Origin of the sequence: Bradyrhizobium sp. WSM3983 (genome assembly GCF_000473045.1) — a bacterium.
Classification (GTDB): Bacteria; Pseudomonadota; Alphaproteobacteria; order Rhizobiales; family Xanthobacteraceae; genus Bradyrhizobium.
In genome coordinates this window covers 1-17,178 of record NZ_AXAY01000047.1, presented here as the reverse complement: position 1 = coordinate 17,178, position 17,178 = coordinate 1, and the positions used below count along the sequence as shown (strand labels likewise).

19 protein-coding genes are annotated in these 17,178 nt (G+C 63.8%); 10 read left to right on the top strand and 9 right to left on the bottom strand.

What is annotated here, in order from left to right:
• Nucleotide 1: 1 nt before the first annotated feature.
• The 3 genes from YUA_RS0138275 to YUA_RS0138265 form a co-directional block, all read right to left on the bottom strand.
• A complete protein-coding gene (locus YUA_RS0138275) occupies nt 2-2,191 on the bottom strand; it encodes an RNA degradosome polyphosphate kinase (RefSeq protein WP_027535385.1) in 2,190 nt (729 codons plus the stop codon).
• Between the two features lie 132 nt (nt 2,192-2,323).
• Entirely contained in the window at nt 2,324-3,001 is a 678-nt protein-coding gene (locus tag YUA_RS0138270) for a DnaA ATPase domain-containing protein (protein WP_027535384.1), read from the bottom strand.
• Nucleotides 3,002-3,094: 93 nt separating this feature from the next.
• A complete protein-coding gene (locus tag YUA_RS0138265; RefSeq protein ID WP_027535383.1) occupies nt 3,095-3,637 on the bottom strand; it encodes a CDP-alcohol phosphatidyltransferase family protein in 543 nt (180 codons plus the stop codon).
• A gap of 153 nt (nt 3,638-3,790) precedes the next feature.
• Between YUA_RS0138265 and purM the strand changes: the two genes are divergently transcribed.
• The 3 genes from purM to YUA_RS49335 are packed head-to-tail and all read left to right on the top strand — an operon-like array spanning nt 3,791 to nt 5,852.
• Nucleotides 3,791-4,864 (top strand): phosphoribosylformylglycinamidine cyclo-ligase, encoded by a 1,074-nt coding sequence (gene purM / locus YUA_RS0138260; protein ID WP_027535382.1) that lies wholly within the window; start codon nt 3,791-3,793, stop codon nt 4,862-4,864.
• Nucleotides 4,864-5,520, top strand: coding sequence for a phosphoribosylglycinamide formyltransferase (gene purN, locus YUA_RS0138255; protein WP_027535381.1), 657 nt, complete (start codon nt 4,864-4,866; stop codon nt 5,518-5,520). The genes purM and purN overlap by 1 nt, the downstream gene beginning before the upstream one ends.
• Nucleotides 5,520-5,852 carry a YrhB domain-containing protein gene (locus tag YUA_RS49335; protein ID WP_084293133.1) on the top strand — a complete coding sequence of 111 codons (333 nt, stop codon included), beginning with the start codon at nt 5,520-5,522 and terminating at the stop codon, nt 5,850-5,852. Before purN ends, YUA_RS49335 begins: the two co-directional genes overlap by 1 nt.
• Here the strand turns inward: YUA_RS49335 and YUA_RS0138250 are convergent.
• The 3 genes from YUA_RS0138250 to YUA_RS0138240 all read right to left on the bottom strand — a co-directional run bounded on the left by YUA_RS0138250 (nt 5,841) and on the right by YUA_RS0138240 (nt 6,899).
• Nucleotides 5,841-6,257 carry a type II toxin-antitoxin system VapC family toxin gene (locus tag YUA_RS0138250; protein ID WP_027535380.1) on the bottom strand — a complete coding sequence of 139 codons (417 nt, stop codon included), beginning with the start codon at nt 6,255-6,257 and terminating at the stop codon, nt 5,841-5,843. The two genes, YUA_RS49335 and YUA_RS0138250, sit on opposite strands and share 12 nt — an antisense overlap.
• On the bottom strand, nt 6,254-6,556 hold the full coding sequence (locus YUA_RS0138245) for a hypothetical protein (RefSeq protein WP_156947576.1): 303 nt from the start codon (nt 6,554-6,556) through the stop codon (nt 6,254-6,256). Before YUA_RS0138245 ends, YUA_RS0138250 begins: the two co-directional genes overlap by 4 nt.
• A 136-nt stretch (nt 6,557-6,692) precedes the next feature.
• Nucleotides 6,693-6,899: a cold-shock protein gene (locus tag YUA_RS0138240; RefSeq protein ID WP_007591938.1), complete on the bottom strand. Its 207-nt coding sequence runs from the start codon at nt 6,897-6,899 to the stop codon at nt 6,693-6,695.
• A 377-nt stretch (nt 6,900-7,276) separates the two neighbouring features.
• Here YUA_RS0138240 and YUA_RS0138235 point away from each other — a divergent pair, with 377 nt between their 5' ends.
• On the top strand, nt 7,277-8,443 hold the full coding sequence (locus YUA_RS0138235; RefSeq protein WP_027535378.1) for an autotransporter outer membrane beta-barrel domain-containing protein: 1,167 nt from the start codon (nt 7,277-7,279) through the stop codon (nt 8,441-8,443).
• 7 nt (nt 8,444-8,450) lie between these two features.
• On the opposite strand, the gene YUA_RS0138230 is transcribed toward YUA_RS0138235, so the two are convergent.
• Nucleotides 8,451-9,491 carry a LysR family transcriptional regulator gene (locus YUA_RS0138230; RefSeq protein ID WP_027535377.1) on the bottom strand — a complete coding sequence of 347 codons (1,041 nt, stop codon included), beginning with the start codon at nt 9,489-9,491 and terminating at the stop codon, nt 8,451-8,453.
• A gap of 71 nt (nt 9,492-9,562) precedes the next feature.
• Here YUA_RS0138230 and YUA_RS0138225 point away from each other — a divergent pair, with 71 nt between their 5' ends.
• From YUA_RS0138225 to YUA_RS0138205, 5 genes are all read left to right on the top strand, one after another.
• Nucleotides 9,563-10,180 carry a hypothetical protein gene (locus YUA_RS0138225; protein ID WP_027535376.1) on the top strand — a complete coding sequence of 206 codons (618 nt, stop codon included), beginning with the start codon at nt 9,563-9,565 and terminating at the stop codon, nt 10,178-10,180.
• A complete protein-coding gene (locus YUA_RS0138220) occupies nt 10,167-10,787 on the top strand; it encodes a GNAT family N-acetyltransferase (protein WP_027535375.1) in 621 nt (206 codons plus the stop codon). The genes YUA_RS0138225 and YUA_RS0138220 overlap by 14 nt, the downstream gene beginning before the upstream one ends.
• 25 nt (nt 10,788-10,812) lie before the next feature.
• Entirely contained in the window at nt 10,813-11,376 is a 564-nt protein-coding gene (locus YUA_RS0138215) for an isochorismatase family protein (protein ID WP_027535374.1), read from the top strand.
• Between the two features lie 21 nt (nt 11,377-11,397).
• On the top strand, nt 11,398-11,577 hold the full coding sequence (locus tag YUA_RS50655) for a hypothetical protein (protein WP_156947574.1): 180 nt from the start codon (nt 11,398-11,400) through the stop codon (nt 11,575-11,577).
• A 168-nt stretch (nt 11,578-11,745) separates the two neighbouring features.
• Nucleotides 11,746-13,128, top strand: coding sequence for an aspartate aminotransferase family protein (locus tag YUA_RS0138205; protein WP_027535373.1), 1,383 nt, complete (start codon nt 11,746-11,748; stop codon nt 13,126-13,128).
• 159 nt (nt 13,129-13,287) lie between these two features.
• Here the strand turns inward: YUA_RS0138205 and rnd are convergent, their stop codons facing one another.
• On the bottom strand, nt 13,288-14,457 hold the full coding sequence (gene rnd / locus YUA_RS0138200; RefSeq protein ID WP_027535372.1) for a ribonuclease D: 1,170 nt from the start codon (nt 14,455-14,457) through the stop codon (nt 13,288-13,290).
• 353 nt (nt 14,458-14,810) lie between these two features.
• On the bottom strand, nt 14,811-15,710 hold the full coding sequence (locus YUA_RS0138190; protein ID WP_027535371.1) for a LysR family transcriptional regulator: 900 nt from the start codon (nt 15,708-15,710) through the stop codon (nt 14,811-14,813).
• Between the two features lie 103 nt (nt 15,711-15,813).
• On the opposite strand from YUA_RS0138190, the gene YUA_RS0138185 reads away from it, so the two are divergent.
• Nucleotides 15,814-16,803 carry a zinc-dependent alcohol dehydrogenase family protein gene (locus YUA_RS0138185; protein ID WP_027535370.1) on the top strand — a complete coding sequence of 330 codons (990 nt, stop codon included), beginning with the start codon at nt 15,814-15,816 and terminating at the stop codon, nt 16,801-16,803.
• Nucleotides 16,804-17,178 lie beyond the last annotated feature (375 nt).

The following is a 17,178-nucleotide window of genomic DNA, read 5'->3' as shown; positions in this document are numbered from 1 at the left end:
GTCAGGACTGATGGCGTTCGTTCCGGCGCGTGAGACGGCGCGGCGAGGATTCCTTGAGCGACTTTCCACGGCCAGACAGACTCGGATTTGTCATGAAGTAGTTGTGCACGTTGAAAGGCTCCTCGCCTTTCGCGGTCTTCATACGCGTTGAGGACCCGTCCGGCAACAATTGCCAGCTCTGCTCATTGTCCTTCAGGTTCGCGACCATGATCTGTTCGAGAACCTGCTGATGCACCGTGGGATTTTGCAGCGGGCACAGCACCTCGACGCGGCGGTCGAGGTTGCGCGGCATCATATCGGCGGACGAGATATACACAGCCGCTTTCGCGCTCGGCAGGCCCTGGCCCATGCCGAAGCAGTAGATTCGGCCGTGTTCCAGGAAGCGTCCGATGATCGACTTGACGCGGATGTTCTCGGACAGGCCGGGAATGCCGGGACGCAGGCAGCAGATACCGCGCACCACGAGCTCGACCTGGACACCAGCCTGTGACGCCTCATAGAGCGCGTCGATGATATCGGGGTCGACCAGCGCATTCATCTTCATCCAGACCGCGCCGGGCTTGCCGTGACGCGCGTGTTCGGTCTCGCCCTGGATGTGTTCGATGATGCGCTTGCGCAGGGTCAGCGGCGACACCGCCATCTTTTCCAGATCGCTCGGTGCGGCGTAGCCCGTGATGAAGTTGAACACGCGCGCGGCGTCGCGGCCGATGGTCGGATCCGAGGTGAAGTAGGAGAGGTCCGTATAAATACGCGCGGTGACCGGATGATAGTTGCCGGTGCCGGTATGGACGTAAGTGGTGAGACTGCCGCCCTCGCGGCGCACCACCATCGAGAGTTTCGCGTGCGTCTTCAGTTCGAGGAAGCCGTAGACGACCTGCACGCCCGCGCGTTCGAGGTCGCGTGCCCAGCGGATGTTGGCCTCCTCGTCGAAGCGCGCCTTCAATTCGATCAGCGCGGTGACGGATTTGCCGGCTTCGGCCGCTTCCGCCAGCGCACGCACGATCGGTGAGTTGTTGGAGGTGCGGTAGAGCGTCTGCTTGATCGCGACGACGTCAGGATCGCGCGCGGCCTGTTGCAGGAACTGCACCACCACGTCGAAGGATTCGTAGGGGTGATGGACGATCAGGTCCTTCTGACGAATGGCGGCGAAGATGTCGCCGCCATGCTCGCGTACGCGCTCGGGATGGCGCGGCACGTAAGGAGTGAATTCGAGGTCGGGCCGGTCGAGACGGGTGAGCTGCGACAGCTCGTTCATGGCGAGCACGCCGTCGACCAGGAACACCTCGTCGTCGGCTGCCGATAGCGCGTGCTGCACGAAGCTGCGCAGCTCCTCCGGCATCTTGGCGTCGATCTCAAGCCGGATCACCGATCCGCGGCGGCGGCGCTTCAGCGCGGTCTCGAACAGGCGGACGAGATCTTCGGCCTCTTCTTCGATTTCGAGCTCGGAGTCGCGGATGATGCGGAAGGCTCCCTGGCCGTGGAGACTGTAGCCGGGGAACAGGCGGTTGATGAACAGGCTCGTCGCCTGCTCCAGCGAGATCAGGCGGACCTTGCCCTCGGCCGGCAGGCGGATGAAGCGGTCGATCTTGCCGGGCATGCGGATCAGCGCGTTCATTGGCTTGCCGTCGGCTTCGCGCGTGAGCTGGAGTGCGATGGTGAAGCCGAGGCTCGGGATGAACGGGAAGGGGTGGGCCGGGTCGATCGCCAGCGGCGTCAGCAGCGGGAACACGTTGTTGAGGAAATAGTCCTCGAGCCAGGTCCGCTCCGCCTTGGTGACGTCCTTGCCGTCGACCAGCACGATGCCGACGCCGGCGAGCGTGCCGCGCAAACCGGCCCAGATCGCATGCTGATCGCCGGCGAGCTGCGAGACGGTGCGGTTGATCAGCGCGAGCTGCTCGGATGGCGTGAGGCCATCGGGGGCGCGCTCGGCAATGCCCTCGCGCACCTGCGCCTTGATGCCGGCGACGCGAACCATGAAGAATTCATCGAGGTTATTCGCCGAAATCGACAGGAATCGCACCCGCTCCAGCACGGGGTGGCTGGGATTGACCGATTCCTCCAGGACGCGGCGGTTGAAGTGCAGCCAGGAGAGCTCGCGATTGATGAATCGCTCCGGGCTTGTGGCGATCGCCGGCAGGCCCTCGGCTTCCGTTGCTTTCTCTTTCGTTTCAACAGCTTGCGCGGAATCCATGAGAAGTCGGTCCATCCAGTTCGCCCCAATTTGCGACTTATGCGCAAAACCGGCCGGAGCATGTGTTAGTGCGATGACGTTTCGATGACATTGATGTTCCGCCGCGGCACCGCGTCAAGCGGCGGCTGGCGGTCAGGCGTCCCGAAGCAGTTCTGCGGCGAGCACCCTGGTGACGGGGCGACCGAGCCGCAGGGCCTCGCCGTCGAGCAGTTCCACCGCGCGGCGGGCCGCGGCCGACGACCGCTCCAGCCGGGTCGCGAGGTAGCTCACCACGCTTTCGTCCACGGAGAGCTGGCGGTCGGCGCAGAACTTGATGATCAGGCCGCGGAACAGCTGGTCGTCCGGAGGCGCCAGCGAAATCACCGGAATCGTCCGGAGCCGGGAGCGGAGGTCGCGGAGCTCGACCTCGACCGCCGCCGGCGCCTCGCGTCCGGTGAACAGCACGTAGGCGCCGTCCTCGCGGGCGAGGTTCATCAGATGGAAGAGAGCGCGCTCGTCAAATTTCCTGGCCTTGAGATCCTCGACCACCAGCGCGCCTGTCGCGAGCGCTCCGGGGACGCTGGCTGCGGTCAGCGCATTGGCTGTGGTCGAGCGGGCGCCGGCCTCCTCAGCCCAGATCGCGGCGAGGTGGCTCTTGCCTGAGCCTTCGGGACCTGCGAGCCACATGACCCGGTTCGGCCATTCCGGCCAGCCGTCGATCAGAGCAAGGCCGGCGGCATTGGCGGGGCCCTCGAGAAAATTGTCCCGGCTGAGGCTCTCCGCGTGCGGAAGCGAAAACGCCAATTGTCGGGGATGAACGCGGCCTGCCACGCTTGCTTTGCTCCGTGCCGGCGCGCCGGCTTTGTCTGAAGAGATTCGACCTTATTCGATCGGAGTTGGCCTTTTGCGGGGCCGCCTCCCGGCTCATTTGGCCTCGATCGTGCTCATGTGCCGCAGCCACTCGACGAGATAGAGCGAAATGGAAGACAGCGTGAACACCGTGACGAGGCCCATCAGGATTATATCATAGGGCCCCGGTTTGAAGCCGAAGGCGAGGGCGGCCAGCACCAGTGCCGCGTACGCGACCTGGGCCGCGGTGTTGAGCTTGGATACCTTCGAGGGCCTCATCTCGACCGGCTTGTCGAACAGCCAGGACACGATCACCGCGGTGACGATCATGATGTCGCGCGACACCACCAGGATCACGATCCAGCGCGGGATGTCGCCCCAAATCCCGAGGGACAGGTAGATCGACACCAGCAGCGCCTTGTCGGCCAGCGGATCGAGCAAGGCGCCGAGTTCGCTCGTCATGTTGAAGCGCTTGGCGAGGAAACCGTCCACGGCGTCGCTGATGCCCGCGATCAGGAAGACGGCAAATGCCACCTCCATTTGGCTCGACACGATGGCCCAGACGATGATCGGGACCAGCACGATGCGGCCCAGTGTAATGATGTTCGGAATACTCACGCGGCGCTTCCCGGCACCCGGCCTGACCTCGAATCCGGCCCCTTGGAGGCTGAACCGGTTGATATCTACATAGTATAGGGCGGGGCGCCACGCTTGCCATTGCGCGTCCCCGGAATTCGACGTAACCAGCCGCAAACCCACTGGAAATCGGGCATGACCGACCGCAAAAACGGCCTCACTTACGCCGATTCAGGCGTCGATATCGACGCGGGCAACCGCCTCGTCGACCTGATCAAGCCGATGGTGCGCGCCACCGCACGGCCCGGCGCCGACGCCGAGATCGGCGGATTCGGCGGCCTGTTCGACCTCAAGGCGGCCGGTTTCAACGACCCCGTCCTGGTCGCGGCCACCGACGGCGTCGGCACCAAGGTCAAGATCGCGATCGAGACCGGCCTGCATGGCGGGATTGGCATCGACCTCGTCGCCATGAGCGTCAACGACCTCGTGGTTCAGGGCGCCGAGCCGCTGTTCTTCCTCGACTATTTCGCCTGCGGCAAGCTCGACCCCGAGGCCACCGCTTCGATCGTCGCCGGCGTTGCCGAAGGCTGCCGCGAATCCGGCTGCGCCCTGATCGGCGGCGAGACCGCCGAAATGCCCGGCCTCTACAAGGATGGCGATTATGACCTCGGCGGCTTTGCCGTCGGCGCCGCAGAGCGCGGCACGTTGTTGCCGCGCAAGGATATCGCCGCGGACGACGTCGTGATCGGCCTCGCCTCCTCGGGCGTGCACTCCAACGGCTTCTCGCTGGTGCGCAAGATCGTGGAACAGTCCGGTCTCGGCTTCGAGGCGCAGGCGCCGTTCGCGCCCGTGATGACGCTTGGCGGCGCGCTCCTGACGCCGACGCGGCTCTATGTCAAATCCTGCCTGCGCGCGATCCGCGAGACGGCTGCGGTGAAGGGCCTCGCCCACATCACCGGCGGCGGTTTCACCGACAACATTCCGCGCGTGCTGCCGAGCCATCTCGGCGTCGGCATCGATCTGGCGCGCCTGCCGGTGCTGCCGGTGTTCAAATGGCTGGCGGCGCAAGCCGGCATCGCCGAGCTCGAAATGCTCAGGACCTTCAACTGCGGCATCGGCATGATTGCGATCGTCGAGCCTGAGAAGGTTGACGAGGTCGTGCGGGTCTTCACCGATGCCGGCGAGGCCGTGGCGCAGCTCGGCACCGTGATCCCGGCCGAGGGCGAGCATCGCGTCGTCTATAACGGCCATCTCGACCTGGCGCTATGATGAAGCGCCGCGTCGCCATCCTGATCTCCGGCCGCGGCTCCAACATGTCCGCGCTGATCAAGGCAGCCGCTGTGGCGGATTTTCCGGCCGAGATCTCCCTCGTGATCTCGAACAAGGCCGACGCGCCCGGCCTCGAACGGGCCAAGGCGGCGGGCGTGAAAACGCTGGTGATCGAGAGCAGGCCGTTCGGCAAGAATCGCGCCGGCTTCGAGGCGGTGCTGCAGGCCGCGCTCGACCAGCACGGCATCGAGCTGATTTGCCTCGGCGGTTTCATGCGCCTGTTCACCGCCGAGTTCACCAAGGCGTGGTACGGGCGGATGCTCAACATCCATCCCTCGCTATTGCCGTCGTTCCCGGGCCTCGACCCGCACGGCCAGGCTTTGCGCGCCGGCGTCAAACTGTCTGGCGCGACGGTGCACTTCGTGATCCCCGAGACCGACGCGGGCCCGATCGTGATGCAGGGCGCGGTCCCCGTCAGCGATCACGACACGGCCGAGACGCTGTCGGAGCGCATCCTCGAAGTCGAGCACCGCATCTATCCTGCGGCACTGAGCCTGCTTGCGACCGGCAAGGTCCGGATCGAAGGCGATGTCTGCAAGACGGCGGGCAGCTCGGCGTCGGAGAATTTTCTGGTCGCGCCTGTGGTCATCACCTGATGTCGCCCGACCAGGCTATGGCACTTGCCGAAGCCGAAGTGATGAAAGTCGGCATTGCCTGCGGCAATGATCTTGCGCTTGTTTCCGAGCAGACGCTTGAGGTCACAGAAGGGTGGGTATTGTTCTACAATACCCGAGAATATATCGAAACCGGCAACTCTGGTTCCCGACTTGCCGGAAACGGTCCCATACTTGTCGATCGGGCCGGGTGTGTTCATCATCTTCCGACGCTACTCCCTGGGAAGACGCGCTTGCGCGATTTCGAAAGTCCTCGATCTAGACCTCGCGAACTCCTTGCAAAACAAGGCTCCCTCGAACTCTTACTGCGTTGAAAACGGATCGAGCAACGATACGCCCGTCGCTGCGATATCGACAATGTTGCGCGTCACCAATGTCAGGCGATGCACCTTGGCCGTGGCTGCGAGAAGGCTGTCAATGAGCGGCAGCGGATTGGGAATTCCAAGGAGAGCCCAGGTCTCGGCGACGGTCTCATCGATTGGGAGAACCCGATCGGCAAGCCGGATCCTCATCTGCGAAAACCATCGGTCGAGAGACTTCGCCTGGAGCGGATCGTTTCGCCTTTTCAGTTCGATGCCCCGACGAATTTCGGCTAGAACCAGGACACTGGTCCCGATGTCTTCCGCTGAGGTCTGGTTAACCCATCGAATGACATTGGCGTCGGCGCGTTCGCGCTTGCGAATTTCTGAAATGACGTTCGTATCGATCAGAAACTTCACAAGTCGACCTCTCGCCAGCTGTCGCGCGGTGGCTGATCGAACACCCCGTCGAAGGCTTCGTCCGGAAGCTCGGAACCAAAGACGTCAAACGCCGTCCTGATGCCGGGATTGAGGAGGGCGCTGGCAAGTGTCGATCGAAGTGCCGCGGCTCTCGCTGGTTTGTCGCGCAGGGTTTCGGCCAAAGCACGGATAAGGCTTGCGTCCTTCTTTGCGGCCTGGACTTCCACCCGCACAAGACCCCGCGCCGCAGCGCGGCGCCGATGGCTTCGGGTTGCCTTTCGCTGGGATTTGGTTGCCACGGCTCACCTCCATCCGAATGTCCGGCAATATAACCGGAAATTCAGAGGTTACAATGGAGAGATGGCGCACAAACAAAATCCCCCGGCAGAGCCGGGGGCAACGTCATGATCTCTCGCGCTTTGGCTTTGAGAGAAATCAGGAGACCTTGAGGTTCTCCGCGGACGCTTTGCCGCGGTTCTCCACGAGGTCGTATTCAACCACCTGGTTCTCATTCAAGGTCGAGAGTCCGGCCCGTTCGACGGCCGAGATGTGGACGAACACGTCCTTATCGCTGCCGTTCGGCTTGATGAACCCATAGCCCTTGGTCGGGTTGAACCATTTGACGGTGCCCTTTTGTGGCATCGTAGTCTCCTCCGCTAGATACAAAAAAGACGCGGCCGCTTTTCGCGTGCCACGCCACAAACGGGCTTCCGGAAGTCTGTTCGAGTCTTGAGTCTCAATGTCGCGAAACGCACAGCCGAGCGCCAATTCCGATTGTGTCCGATATTGCAACATGAAAATCGCGCGTTAGCAAGCCGTACGCGGATTTCAAGGCCGTGGCGGGTATCGCAATCCGCTATTTGCGACCTGTGGCAGCGGAACCACAACCGAGGGCAATAGCCTCCGCGATCGCCCGGCAAACGGTTGACCCGTCGTGGCAGTTCAGCACAAATCGCCCCACCTGCTCGCCGTTGGTGTTGCATTTTTGCGAGCCGCCTTTTGCTTTGGGAATTGTCGTCATGCGCTGCGCCTTGCAGCCCTTCGGGCCACGGCAGACGATCGGGCTGGACCGTGTCCGCCGGATTGTGACGGCGATCGCCGTGGTCTTTGCAGTCATCGTGATGATGCCGGCGACATCAGGCTTTGCGCAGTCTCCGACGCCGACTGCGTCTCCGACGCCCACGCCCACGCCGTCGCCGACCCCGGTGCCGGTCCCGACAGCTACCGATACAAATTACGACCAGTCGGCCGGCAACAGCACGCTCAATCTCGGCTCGGGATTTTTGTCGCGCCTCGGTAACCAGGCCTCCGGCGGCGTCAACCGGGCGTCCCGCGCCAACCCCGGCGGTGGCGGGGCCTCGGTGAGCACCGAGGATCCGCGCTACCGCACCTGGTACGAAGGCTACGGCGTTTCGGTCCGCACCGATCCGCAGGGCGATTTCGTCGGCGACAAGCGCAAGACGTTCGGCGGCGTCGCCGGCTTCGGTGCGCGGATCGCGCCGGGCGTCAATCTCGGCTTCTCCGTCGACCAGAGTCATACCGACATCGACGTCCCGCTCGCGCTGCAGTCGGCGACGCTCGACCTGACCCAGATCGGCTTCAACGGCTCCGTCGACAAGGGACCGTGGACCTGGGCCTTTGCGGTGGTGCACGGTTTCGGCAAGGTCCATTCCAGCCGGGACACCGGCTTTGGCTTTGCGACGGCGGGCTACCGCGCCACGGTCGACGGCGCGCTGACCGAGATCAGCTATTACTGGACCAAGGACCAGATGCGCATCGTGCCCAAGGGTGCGCTCGAATATGTGCGGGCCACCGGCGCAGCGTTCCAGGAGGCCGGCGGGCTAGATCCGCTCAGCGTCGGCTCGAGCGCGCTCTCTCGCGCGCGCGTCATGATCGGCGCCGAGATCGGGCGCTACTTCATCTTCGACCAGAAGATCCTGGACCTCTCGGCCTACGGCAAGTTCGTCGACAATTTCTATCAGGATTTGGGCTCGGTCCAGGTCAGCCTCGGCACCCAGAACATCATCGTCCCCGGCATCGGCGAGAGCCGTTACGGCATGGACGCCGGCGCCTCGGCGTCACTCAGCCTGACCAACACCGCGCGGCTCTACGTCAATTACGACGGCAAGTTCCGCAACGAACTGAGGTCGCACCAGGGCGCGGTCGGCTTCGAATATCGGTGGTAGGACGCGCTTACTTCGGCGTCGCTGCAACGTATCCAGACAATCCAAAGCCATCGCGTGCGGCCGTCATCATCGGCACCAGCGCGTTCGGATGGATGAACTCGTCGCGGAAGCAGGGATGGGTTTTGGGATCGAAGATCTTCTTCAGCCAGTCGACCACGATCTTGTGCCGCTCGGAGGCGCGGAACTCCTTGTGATAGGTCAGCCAGAGGTCGGCGTGGTGGCTGACGCCGAGGTCGACGGCGACGATGGGCGCACCGAGCGCGATCGACACCGTCGGCAGGAAGCCGATGCCGGCGCCGCGTTCGACCGCATAGAGCACGCCGACGGAAGAATTGGTCTTGATCCCGACGATGCCTTCCAGCGATTTCAACCCGAGCACGCGGGCATAGGCGCCGTCGTCGACCTGCGGCGCACTCTGCTTGATGATGCGGTGGCTCGGCAATTCGGCGAGCGTCGCCGGCACGCCGTAGAGGTCCGCATAGTCCCTGGAGACGAAGGGATAGATGTGCAGCCGGCCGAGCTTGGCGACGATGAGATCGGGATTGGTCGGCGGCTCGAGCTGGATCGCAATGTCCGACTCCAGCCGCGCGACGTCGGCCTGCTCCATCGCACAACGCAGGTCGACGGTGATCTTGCGATAGGTCTTCTGGAAGTCGATCAGCCGCGGCAGGATCCAGAAATTGCCGGGGCCCTCCGTCACCGCGACGCGCACCGTGCCCGACGTATCGCTGGATGATCGCGAGGCGCGGCGGAAGACGTTGAAGGCGTGACGCTCCATATGCGCGACGTCGGCAATCATCGCGGTGCCTTCGTCGCTGAGCGTGAGCCCGCTCTGGTCGCGCAGGAAAAGCTTGCAGCCGATGCTCTCTTCGAGCCGGTCGATCCGGCGCATCAATGTGGTCGAGGTGAGCCCGAGCTCTTCGGCTGCATTTCGGAAACTTTTAAATTTTGCGCACGCTAAAAAAAGTTTCAAATCGTCCCAGGACGCATTTAGCGCCTCTTCATGGTGCTGCATCATTGCAGCACCCCGGTGCAATACTTGCTGCATACTCCTGATCTCCAGCCGCTAAGCTTCTCCTCATAGCGGCGTACAAAACCCATGAACGATAGAGGGACGACATGAGTATTGAAAGGGGCTCGTTTGCCGCAAGGCATGATTTCGATGCCTTGCCGCTGAGCCCCGACGTGGATGTCCGTTGCGCGCAATTTGAGGAAATCGCAGTGCTTTCGGAAATGGCGCATCGGCTGGTGCCGGGCGTGCAGATCGGGGCGATGGAGCTTGCGAAATATTTCGCCCTCGATCCCCAGAGCATCCTGACGTTCAGTCGGAACGGCAATCTGCTCGGCGGCATGGCCTTCCTGTTTCTCAGCGATCGCGGACATGATGCATTGCTGCTCGACGATATCTGCCTGACCGCGCCCGACACGCACCATCTCGCCGCGGCGAAGGAGGATGTTTCGGCGATCTACATCTGGGCGATTGCGGCGACCGGCCGCGGCATCGCCGGTCTCGGCAAGGCCGCGGCTCATCTCCGTCAGATAAGGTTTCGCGGCGCGGACTGCTATGCGCAGCCGTCAACCGTGGCCGGACGCGAAATCATGAAGGCAACGGGCTTCGCGCCCATTGCCAGCTTCCAGCCCGATCTCTGGTGTTACGAGCGCCCCTGGCATCGGCAGCCGATGCTCATGCCGGGCGCGATCATCCAAGCAAGGAGTTTTTCAGATGCACGGCACTAGGATTCCTCTCGCCAAGCCCGACTCCCGCGCCATCACCGTTCGCCTTGCGCGCGATCCGAGCGACCTCATGCTGGTCACGGCCATTCGCTCCGCGGTCTATCTCGCCGAGCAGGATTGCCCCTTTGATGAGGAGTTCGACGGCAATGACATGGTTGCCGCACATTTCATCGGCTACATCGGCAACGAGCCGGCAGGCTGTTTGCGGGTGCGCTTCTTCGGCGACTTCGCCAAGGTTGAGCGGCTAGCCGTGCGTCACCAATATCGGCGCTCGCGCATCTCGTTCAAGCTGGTGCAGGCCAGCGTCGACTATGTGAAGCGCAAGGGGTTCCGCAAGATCTACGGCCAGGCCCAGGACCGGCTGGTGGGTTTCTGGGCTCATTTCGGCGCCAAGCCGCTCGGCCACAATCGCAAGATCACCTTCTCGGATTTCTCCTACACGGAAATGCTGCTGGAGATCGAGCCGGGGCCGGACGCCATCACGCTGGACAGCGATCCCTACGTGATCATTCGGCCCGAAGGCGATTGGGATCGTCCGGGCGTGCTCGATGCCTCGGCGGGGCGCGCGGTGACATCGCCGCTGCGGGACCTCGCGCTCGCCGACAACTGAAACTGGTGCAGCTCTGCGCAAGATGATGCCGGTCTCCGTTCACGACGATCCGCTGGTCCTGGTCTGCGCGGATCTCCAGGTCGAATATCTGACCCCTGGGCGTCGCCACCTCATTCTCGATGGCGACGCAGCGACTTTGCGCTGCCTGGAATTGCTGACACTGTGGCGCGGCAACCTCTGGCCGGTGATGCATCTGAAGCGCATCGCGCAGGCGGCGTGGTTCAATCCGTCATCCAGCCTGACCGATTGGATCGCCGAGGCGAAGCCGCGTCCGGGTGAGATGACGTTCGAGCACCCGTTGCCGTCGGCCTACAGCTCGTCGCGTTTCGTGGACTACATGTCCAGCATCCGCAATCTGCGCTGCGTGGTGACAGGTTTTTCCCTCGACGAGACCATCCTGGCCACTGTCGTCGAGGGATTTCACCGCAGCGACCGCTATCAGGTGGTCGCCGACGCGGTGGCCTGTAGGCAGCCGGGAACAGGCGAGGCGGACGCCTATAAGCAGTCGGTGGTGAATGTCATCGCCAGCTTTGCTACACTCCAGTCCAGCGCCGAACTGATCAGGACCAGCGGCGCCGTCGCAGTCTAGACAGACGCGATCGGCGGATGGATGGGTGGGACATTGTCTCGGGCGGACGAGCTCAAGGAGCTGGCGAGCGACCTGTCGCGTGCCGTCGAGGCGGCGCGCCGGATTGGTCTGTCCACGACCGTCTATCTGCTGTCGATGGCGCTGGTCGAGGTGAGGGAAGCCGCAGCCGACGACGAGGGGAATGACGATGGCGCGGCCTGAGCGCTGTCGTGTGTGCGGCTTTGTGCATCGCTGCTGAGCGCTTGCTGCCGACGAATTGGCGTTGCAAGTTCTGCGTCATCGCAATAGCCAAGTAACTTGATACAAGGAACTCGATAATCGAGCGATGCTGGCCGCGCCGGCCACGAGATGACGCAAGGGATCCCTGCAATGTCCATGCTGCCCAATTCGCAAGAAGCCCGGGATGTGGCCTACCAGCTCCACGCCTACACCAACGCGCGCGCCCATCAGCAGGCCGGTCCGCTGGTGATCGAGCGCGGCGAGGGACCCTACGTTTTCGACGCATCGGGCAAGCGCTATTTCGAGGCGATGGCGGGCCTGTGGAGCGTCGGGCTCGGCTTCAACGAGAAGCGGCTGGTCGAGGCCGCGCACAAGCAGATGCAGGCGCTGCCGTTCTATCACACCTTCTCGGCCAAATCGCACGGGCCCTCGATCGACCTCGCCGAGAAGCTGGTCGCGCTCGCACCGGTGCCGATGAGCAAGGTGTTCTTCACCAATTCCGGCTCCGAGGCGAACGACACCGTCCTCAAGCTGATCGCCTACCGCTCCAACGCGCTCGGCCAGCCGCAGCGCAAGAAGATCATCAGCCGCATGCGCGCCTATCACGGCGTCACCATCGCGTCGGCGAGCCTCACGGGCCTGCCCAACAATCACCGCTCGTTCGACCTGCCGCTGCCGAACATCCTGCACACGGGCTCGCCGCATTTCTACAAGGACGGCGCACCGGGCGAGAGCGAGGAGGCGTTCGCGACGCGCCGGGCCGAGGAGCTCGACGCGCTGATCCAGAAGGAAGGGCCTGACACGATCGCGGCGTTCTTCGGCGAGCCGGTGATGGGAGCGGGCGGCGTCGTCGTGCCGCCGGCGACCTATTGGGACAAGATCCAGAAGGTCCTGAACAAGTACGACATCCTGCTGATCGCCGACGAGGTGATCTGCGGTTTCGGCCGCACCGGCAAGATGTTCGGCTGCGAGACCTATGGTATCAAGCCGGACGCGATTGTGGTCTCCAAGCAGATCACCTCGAGCTACTTCCCGCTGTCGGCGATCATCATGAACGACCGCATGTTCGAGCCGATCGCGGACGAGAGCAACAAGATCGGCGTGCTTGGCCACGGCTTCACCGCGGGCGGCCATCCGGTCGGCTCGGCGATTGCGCTGGAAAACCTCAAGATCATCGAGGAGCGTGGCCTGGTCGCGCATGCCGCCGAGCTCGGTGGCTACATGCAGGGCAAGCTGCGCGAGCTCACCAGCCATCCGCTGGTCGGCGAGGTCCGCGGCGTCGGCATGATTGCAGCGATCGAGCTCGTGCTCGACAAGGGCCGCAAGACCGCAGCGGCGACGCCCGGCGCCGTCGGCGGCATGGCGAGCCGCATGCTGCAGGAGCGCGGCGTGATCTCGCGCAACATGCTCGACGCCATCGCCATCTGCCCGCCGCTGATCGTCACCAAGGCCCAGATCGACGAGCTGATCGCTGCGATATCAGGGGTGCTCGATGACATGAAGAGCGAAGTGGCGAAGCTGCCGCAGGCGTAGAGGTTCTCTCGCTTCGTCGGGGGCGTCAGTCTAACCCCGTCACCCTGAGGTGCTCGCCTCTTCGGCGAGCCTCGAAGGGCGACGGCCCGACTGGCCGCAGCGGGGCCGCTCATCCTTCGAGGCTCCCCGTGCGGTGCTTTGCACCGCACGCCTCGCACCTCAGGATGACGGTTTAACCGATTCCGCCCGCGTCACCCCGATCACGCGACCCTTCTCGATCGCAAGCGCCAGCTCGCCGCGCTTCAGCTTCAGCGCGTTGTCGCCGAACAGCTCGCGGCGCCAGCCGCGGAGCGCTGGCACGTCGGCCTCGTCGTCGGCCGCGATCTCCTCGAGATCGTCGACGGTGGCGATCACCTTGCTCGCCACCGCATGGCGCTCGGCGGTCATGCGTAGCAGCACCTTCAGCAGCTCGACGGTCGCGGCGCCATTGTTGTTGTTGCGCGGCTTCTCGAGCTTCGGCAGCGTCGAGTGATCCCGCGCCAGCCCGCGCGCGACGGCGGCGACGATATCCGCGCCCCATTTGGACTTCTCAAAACCCTTCGGCACCGAGCGCAGATGGGCGAGTTTCTCGATCGTATTCGGGGCGTGGGTCGCGATGTCGCTGACGGCCTCATCGCGCAGCACGCGGCCGCGCGGCACGTCACGGCTCTGCGCTTCCTGCTCACGCCAGGCCGCAACCTCCATCAGCACCGCGAGGTCCTTCGGCTTGCGCACCCGCGTCTTCAGCCGCTCCCAGGCGCGCTCGGGGTGGAAGTCGTAGGTCTTGGGCGAGGTCAGGACCTCCATCTCGATGGAGACCCATTCGCTGCGGCGGCGCTTTTTCAGATCGGCGTCGAGTGCTGCAAACACGTCGCGCAGATGCGTGACGTCGGAGACCGCGTAATGCATCTGCTCCTTCGTCAGCGGCCGACGCGACCAGTCGGTGAAGCGATGGGTCTTGTCCGGGCGATGGCCGGTGACCTTCTCGACCAGGGCGTCATAGGCGATGCTGTCGCCATAGCCGAGCACCATCGCCGCGACCTGGGTGTCGAACACCGGATGCGGAATGATGTTGGCCTGGTGCCAGATGATCTCGATGTCCTGGCGCGCGGCGTGGAAAACCTTCAGCACGCTCTCGTTGGCCATCAGCTCGAAGAACGGCTTGAGGTCGATGCCCTCGGCCAGGGTGTCGATGACGACCGCTTCCTCGGGGCTGGCCATCTGCACCACGCACAACAGCGGGTAATAGGTGGTTTCGCGCAGGAACTCGGTATCGACGGTAATGACGGGGTGCTTGGCCAGCCGGCTGCAGGCAGCCGCGAGGTCAGCGGTGGTGGTAATCAAATCCATGAACGGCCCATGACACTTGGTATCAGCCGTTCTGCCGAAAGCGCTGTGATGTCAAGGGGCTCTAAGCGAATTCGAGCCTTGCATTTGGACCGGAATCGCTTCCCTGGGCCGAAATTCCTATTCGTAACGGATCGGGTGCGAAGATTTGCGGGCGCAGGGCAGTGCCACCACGACCAGGCACATGGCAACCAGCGCCAATCCCAGGAACTCGAAAACCAACAGATCCACGGCGAAATCTCCAGAAACATTGATAGATTTGTCGGGGGTACGTTGAGGGTCTGTTAATTCCAATGGTTACCGGCGTCCGGGCGGGCCGGATGGTGGACGGGGGGTTAATGGAGCGGGGGCGACTGTCACGTCATGAGCTTCGGCAGGGCTGCCGCCAGAATATCCACGGCGGCGCGGACCTTTGGCGGCATGCGGGGTGAACGCGGCCACAGCGCGTGGCAGTCGTAGAGAAATTCGCCCTGTCCGCCGAACAGGCCGACCAGCGCTCCAGTGCTGAGGCGCTCGCGGACCAGCCAATAGGGCAGCCATGCCAGACCCATGCCCTGCGCGGCGGCGTCGGCAATGGCCTCGAGATCATCGAGTCTCAGCCTGCCTACCGGCATGACCTCGCGTGGAGGCTGGTCCGCTCGCGGAAACAGCCAAGGCCGGACGCGCCCGGAGCGGCGGTAGATGATCGCCTGGTGCGCGGCGAGATTGTCGAGCGTCTTCGGCTTGCCATTGGCGCGCAGATACGACCGTGCGCCGCACACCACCATGCGCTGGCTCGCGATGCGCCGCGTGATCAGGCCGGATTGGTCGTCGAGATCGCCGGTCCGGATCGCGAGATCATAGCCGGCCTCGATGATGTCAGCGATCGGGTCGCCGAAGGCGAGGTCGAGCTCGAGATGCGGGTACTTTCGCGCGAGCTTCATCAGCAAGGGAGCGATGCAGTGCCGTCCGAGCAGGGCTGGCATGGTCACGCGCAGCCTGCCGCGCGGCTCGGAGAGTTCGTCGGCGACGACGGCGTCGGCGGCCTCGGCTTCGCGGAGCACGGCACGACAGCGCTCGTAATAGGCTTGCCCAGCGTCAGTCAGGCTCTGGCGGCGCGTGGTGCGGTTGAGCAGGCGGACGCCAAGGCGGTCTTCGAGGAAGCGCACATGCTTGCCGACCATCGGCCCTGATATCTCGAAGGCGTCGGCTGCGGCCGCGAACGAGCCGAGATCGACGGCCCTGACGAACACGGCCATGCTGGTCAGGCGGTCCATCATTGAAACTCCTGGTTTCGACTGTTCGCTTCTTGAGGCGATTTATCCGCTTCCGCGGGCGCGGCATAGCTCCATTCAGTTCAATTGTTTTGGAGTGGATTCAATGGCCCGAATCGTTCGCTTTCATCAGCATGGCGGTCCCGAAGTGCTGCACATCGAGACCGTCGACGCCGCGCCACCCGCACAGGGCGAGGTGCAGATCAGGGTCAAGGCGCTCGGCCTCAATCGTGCCGAAGCCCTGCTGCGGACGGGGACCTATATCGAGACCGCGAGCTTTCCGTCGGGCCTTGGGCTGGAGGCGGCGGGCATCGTCGAGACTGTCGGAGAGGATGTTCCCGGCTTCGCGCCGGGTGACGCCGTCAGCATCGTGCCGCCGCTGTCGATGGTGCGATGGCCGGCCTATGCCGAGCTCGCGACGTTTCCCGCCGGGCTCGTCGTCAAGCATCCGCCCGAGCTGGATTTCGAGACGGCGGCTGCGATGTGGATGCAGTATCTCACGGCCTACGGCGCGCTGGTCGACATCGCCGGGCTCAGGCGAGGGGACGTCATCGCCATCACGGCGGCATCGAGCAGCGTCGGGCTTGCGGCCATTCAGATAGCGAACCGGATCGGCGCTATCCCGGTCGCCGTGACGCGGACATCGGCCAAGCGACGAGCGTTGTGCGATGTCGGCGCACCGCACGTCATCGCGTCGACCGAAGAGGACATCCGAGCGCGGCTGGAGGAGATCGCCGGTTCAAACAGTGTACGTGTGGTCTTCGACGCGGTGGGCGGCCCCGCGTTCGAGCCGCTGACCGCGGCGATGTCGCCGGGCGGCATTTTGATCGAATATGGCGGCCTGAGTCCCGAGCCGACGCCGTTCCCGCTGTTCAACGTGCTGACCAAGAGCCTGGTCTTGCGCGGCTATCTCGTGCACGAGATCATCCGCGATCCCGCGCGCCTTTCGAAGGCCAAGGCTTTCATCCTCGATGGGCTGGCGGACGGCACGTTGAAGCCGATCATCGCCCGAACGTTTCGGTTCGAGGACATCGTCGAGGCGCATCGTTTCCTCGAGTCGAATACGCAGTTCGGGAAAATCGTGGTGACGATTTGAAGAGCCGTAGGGTGGGTTGGCCGAAGGCGTAACCCACCACTGTCCATATCCGCGGAAGCAGAAGAGGTGGATTACGCCCGCGGACTGCGCTTTGCGCAGCCGCGGGCTAATCTTACTGCGTCATGGGCGTCGTCGTCCATTGGATGCTGCGCCGATGCCACAGCATGGACATCGCGGCAAGGTTTTAATGAGCATGCGGATCAATCGGGCGCGCATGGTTGCGATCGAGTTCGGGACGTGGCGTTCAGGCCGCGTGGGCGGAGCCTCTCGGTCGATAATCGTCGGGTAAGCGAGGTACCGGGACTGACGGGGCGGAACGTGGTCCTGAGGGGGGAATCGTCGCCTGCTCGGCGATCAGAAAGCCATAGGCTGCGA

Excerpts from the sequence above, each read along its gene's own strand:
- YUA_RS50655 (WP_156947574.1), top strand. The coding sequence starts at position 11,398 with ATGGGTGGGACATTGTCTCGGGCGGACGAGCTCAAGGAGCTGGCGAGC.
- YUA_RS0138240 (WP_007591938.1), bottom strand. The coding sequence starts at position 6,899 with ATGCCACAAAAGGGCACCGTCAAATGGTTCAACCCGACCAAGGGCTAT.
- YUA_RS0138205 (WP_027535373.1), top strand. The coding sequence starts at position 11,746 with ATGTCCATGCTGCCCAATTCGCAAGAAGCCCGGGATGTGGCCTACCAG.
- purM (WP_027535382.1), top strand. The coding sequence starts at position 3,791 with ATGACCGACCGCAAAAACGGCCTCACTTACGCCGATTCAGGCGTCGAT.
- YUA_RS0138220 (WP_027535375.1), top strand. The coding sequence starts at position 10,167 with ATGCACGGCACTAGGATTCCTCTCGCCAAGCCCGACTCCCGCGCCATC.
- YUA_RS0138185 (WP_027535370.1), top strand. The coding sequence starts at position 15,814 with ATGGCCCGAATCGTTCGCTTTCATCAGCATGGCGGTCCCGAAGTGCTG.
- rnd (WP_027535372.1), bottom strand. The coding sequence starts at position 14,457 with ATGGATTTGATTACCACCACCGCTGACCTCGCGGCTGCCTGCAGCCGG.
- YUA_RS0138230 (WP_027535377.1), bottom strand. The coding sequence starts at position 9,491 with ATGCAGCAAGTATTGCACCGGGGTGCTGCAATGATGCAGCACCATGAA.
- purN (WP_027535381.1), top strand. The coding sequence starts at position 4,864 with ATGAAGCGCCGCGTCGCCATCCTGATCTCCGGCCGCGGCTCCAACATG.
- YUA_RS0138225 (WP_027535376.1), top strand. The coding sequence starts at position 9,563 with ATGAGTATTGAAAGGGGCTCGTTTGCCGCAAGGCATGATTTCGATGCC.
- YUA_RS49335 (WP_084293133.1), top strand. The coding sequence starts at position 5,520 with ATGTCGCCCGACCAGGCTATGGCACTTGCCGAAGCCGAAGTGATGAAA.
- YUA_RS0138215 (WP_027535374.1), top strand. The coding sequence starts at position 10,813 with ATGCCGGTCTCCGTTCACGACGATCCGCTGGTCCTGGTCTGCGCGGAT.
- YUA_RS0138275 (WP_027535385.1), bottom strand. The coding sequence starts at position 2,191 with ATGGATTCCGCGCAAGCTGTTGAAACGAAAGAGAAAGCAACGGAAGCC.
- YUA_RS0138235 (WP_027535378.1), top strand. The coding sequence starts at position 7,277 with ATGCGCTGCGCCTTGCAGCCCTTCGGGCCACGGCAGACGATCGGGCTG.
- YUA_RS0138190 (WP_027535371.1), bottom strand. The coding sequence starts at position 15,710 with ATGGACCGCCTGACCAGCATGGCCGTGTTCGTCAGGGCCGTCGATCTC.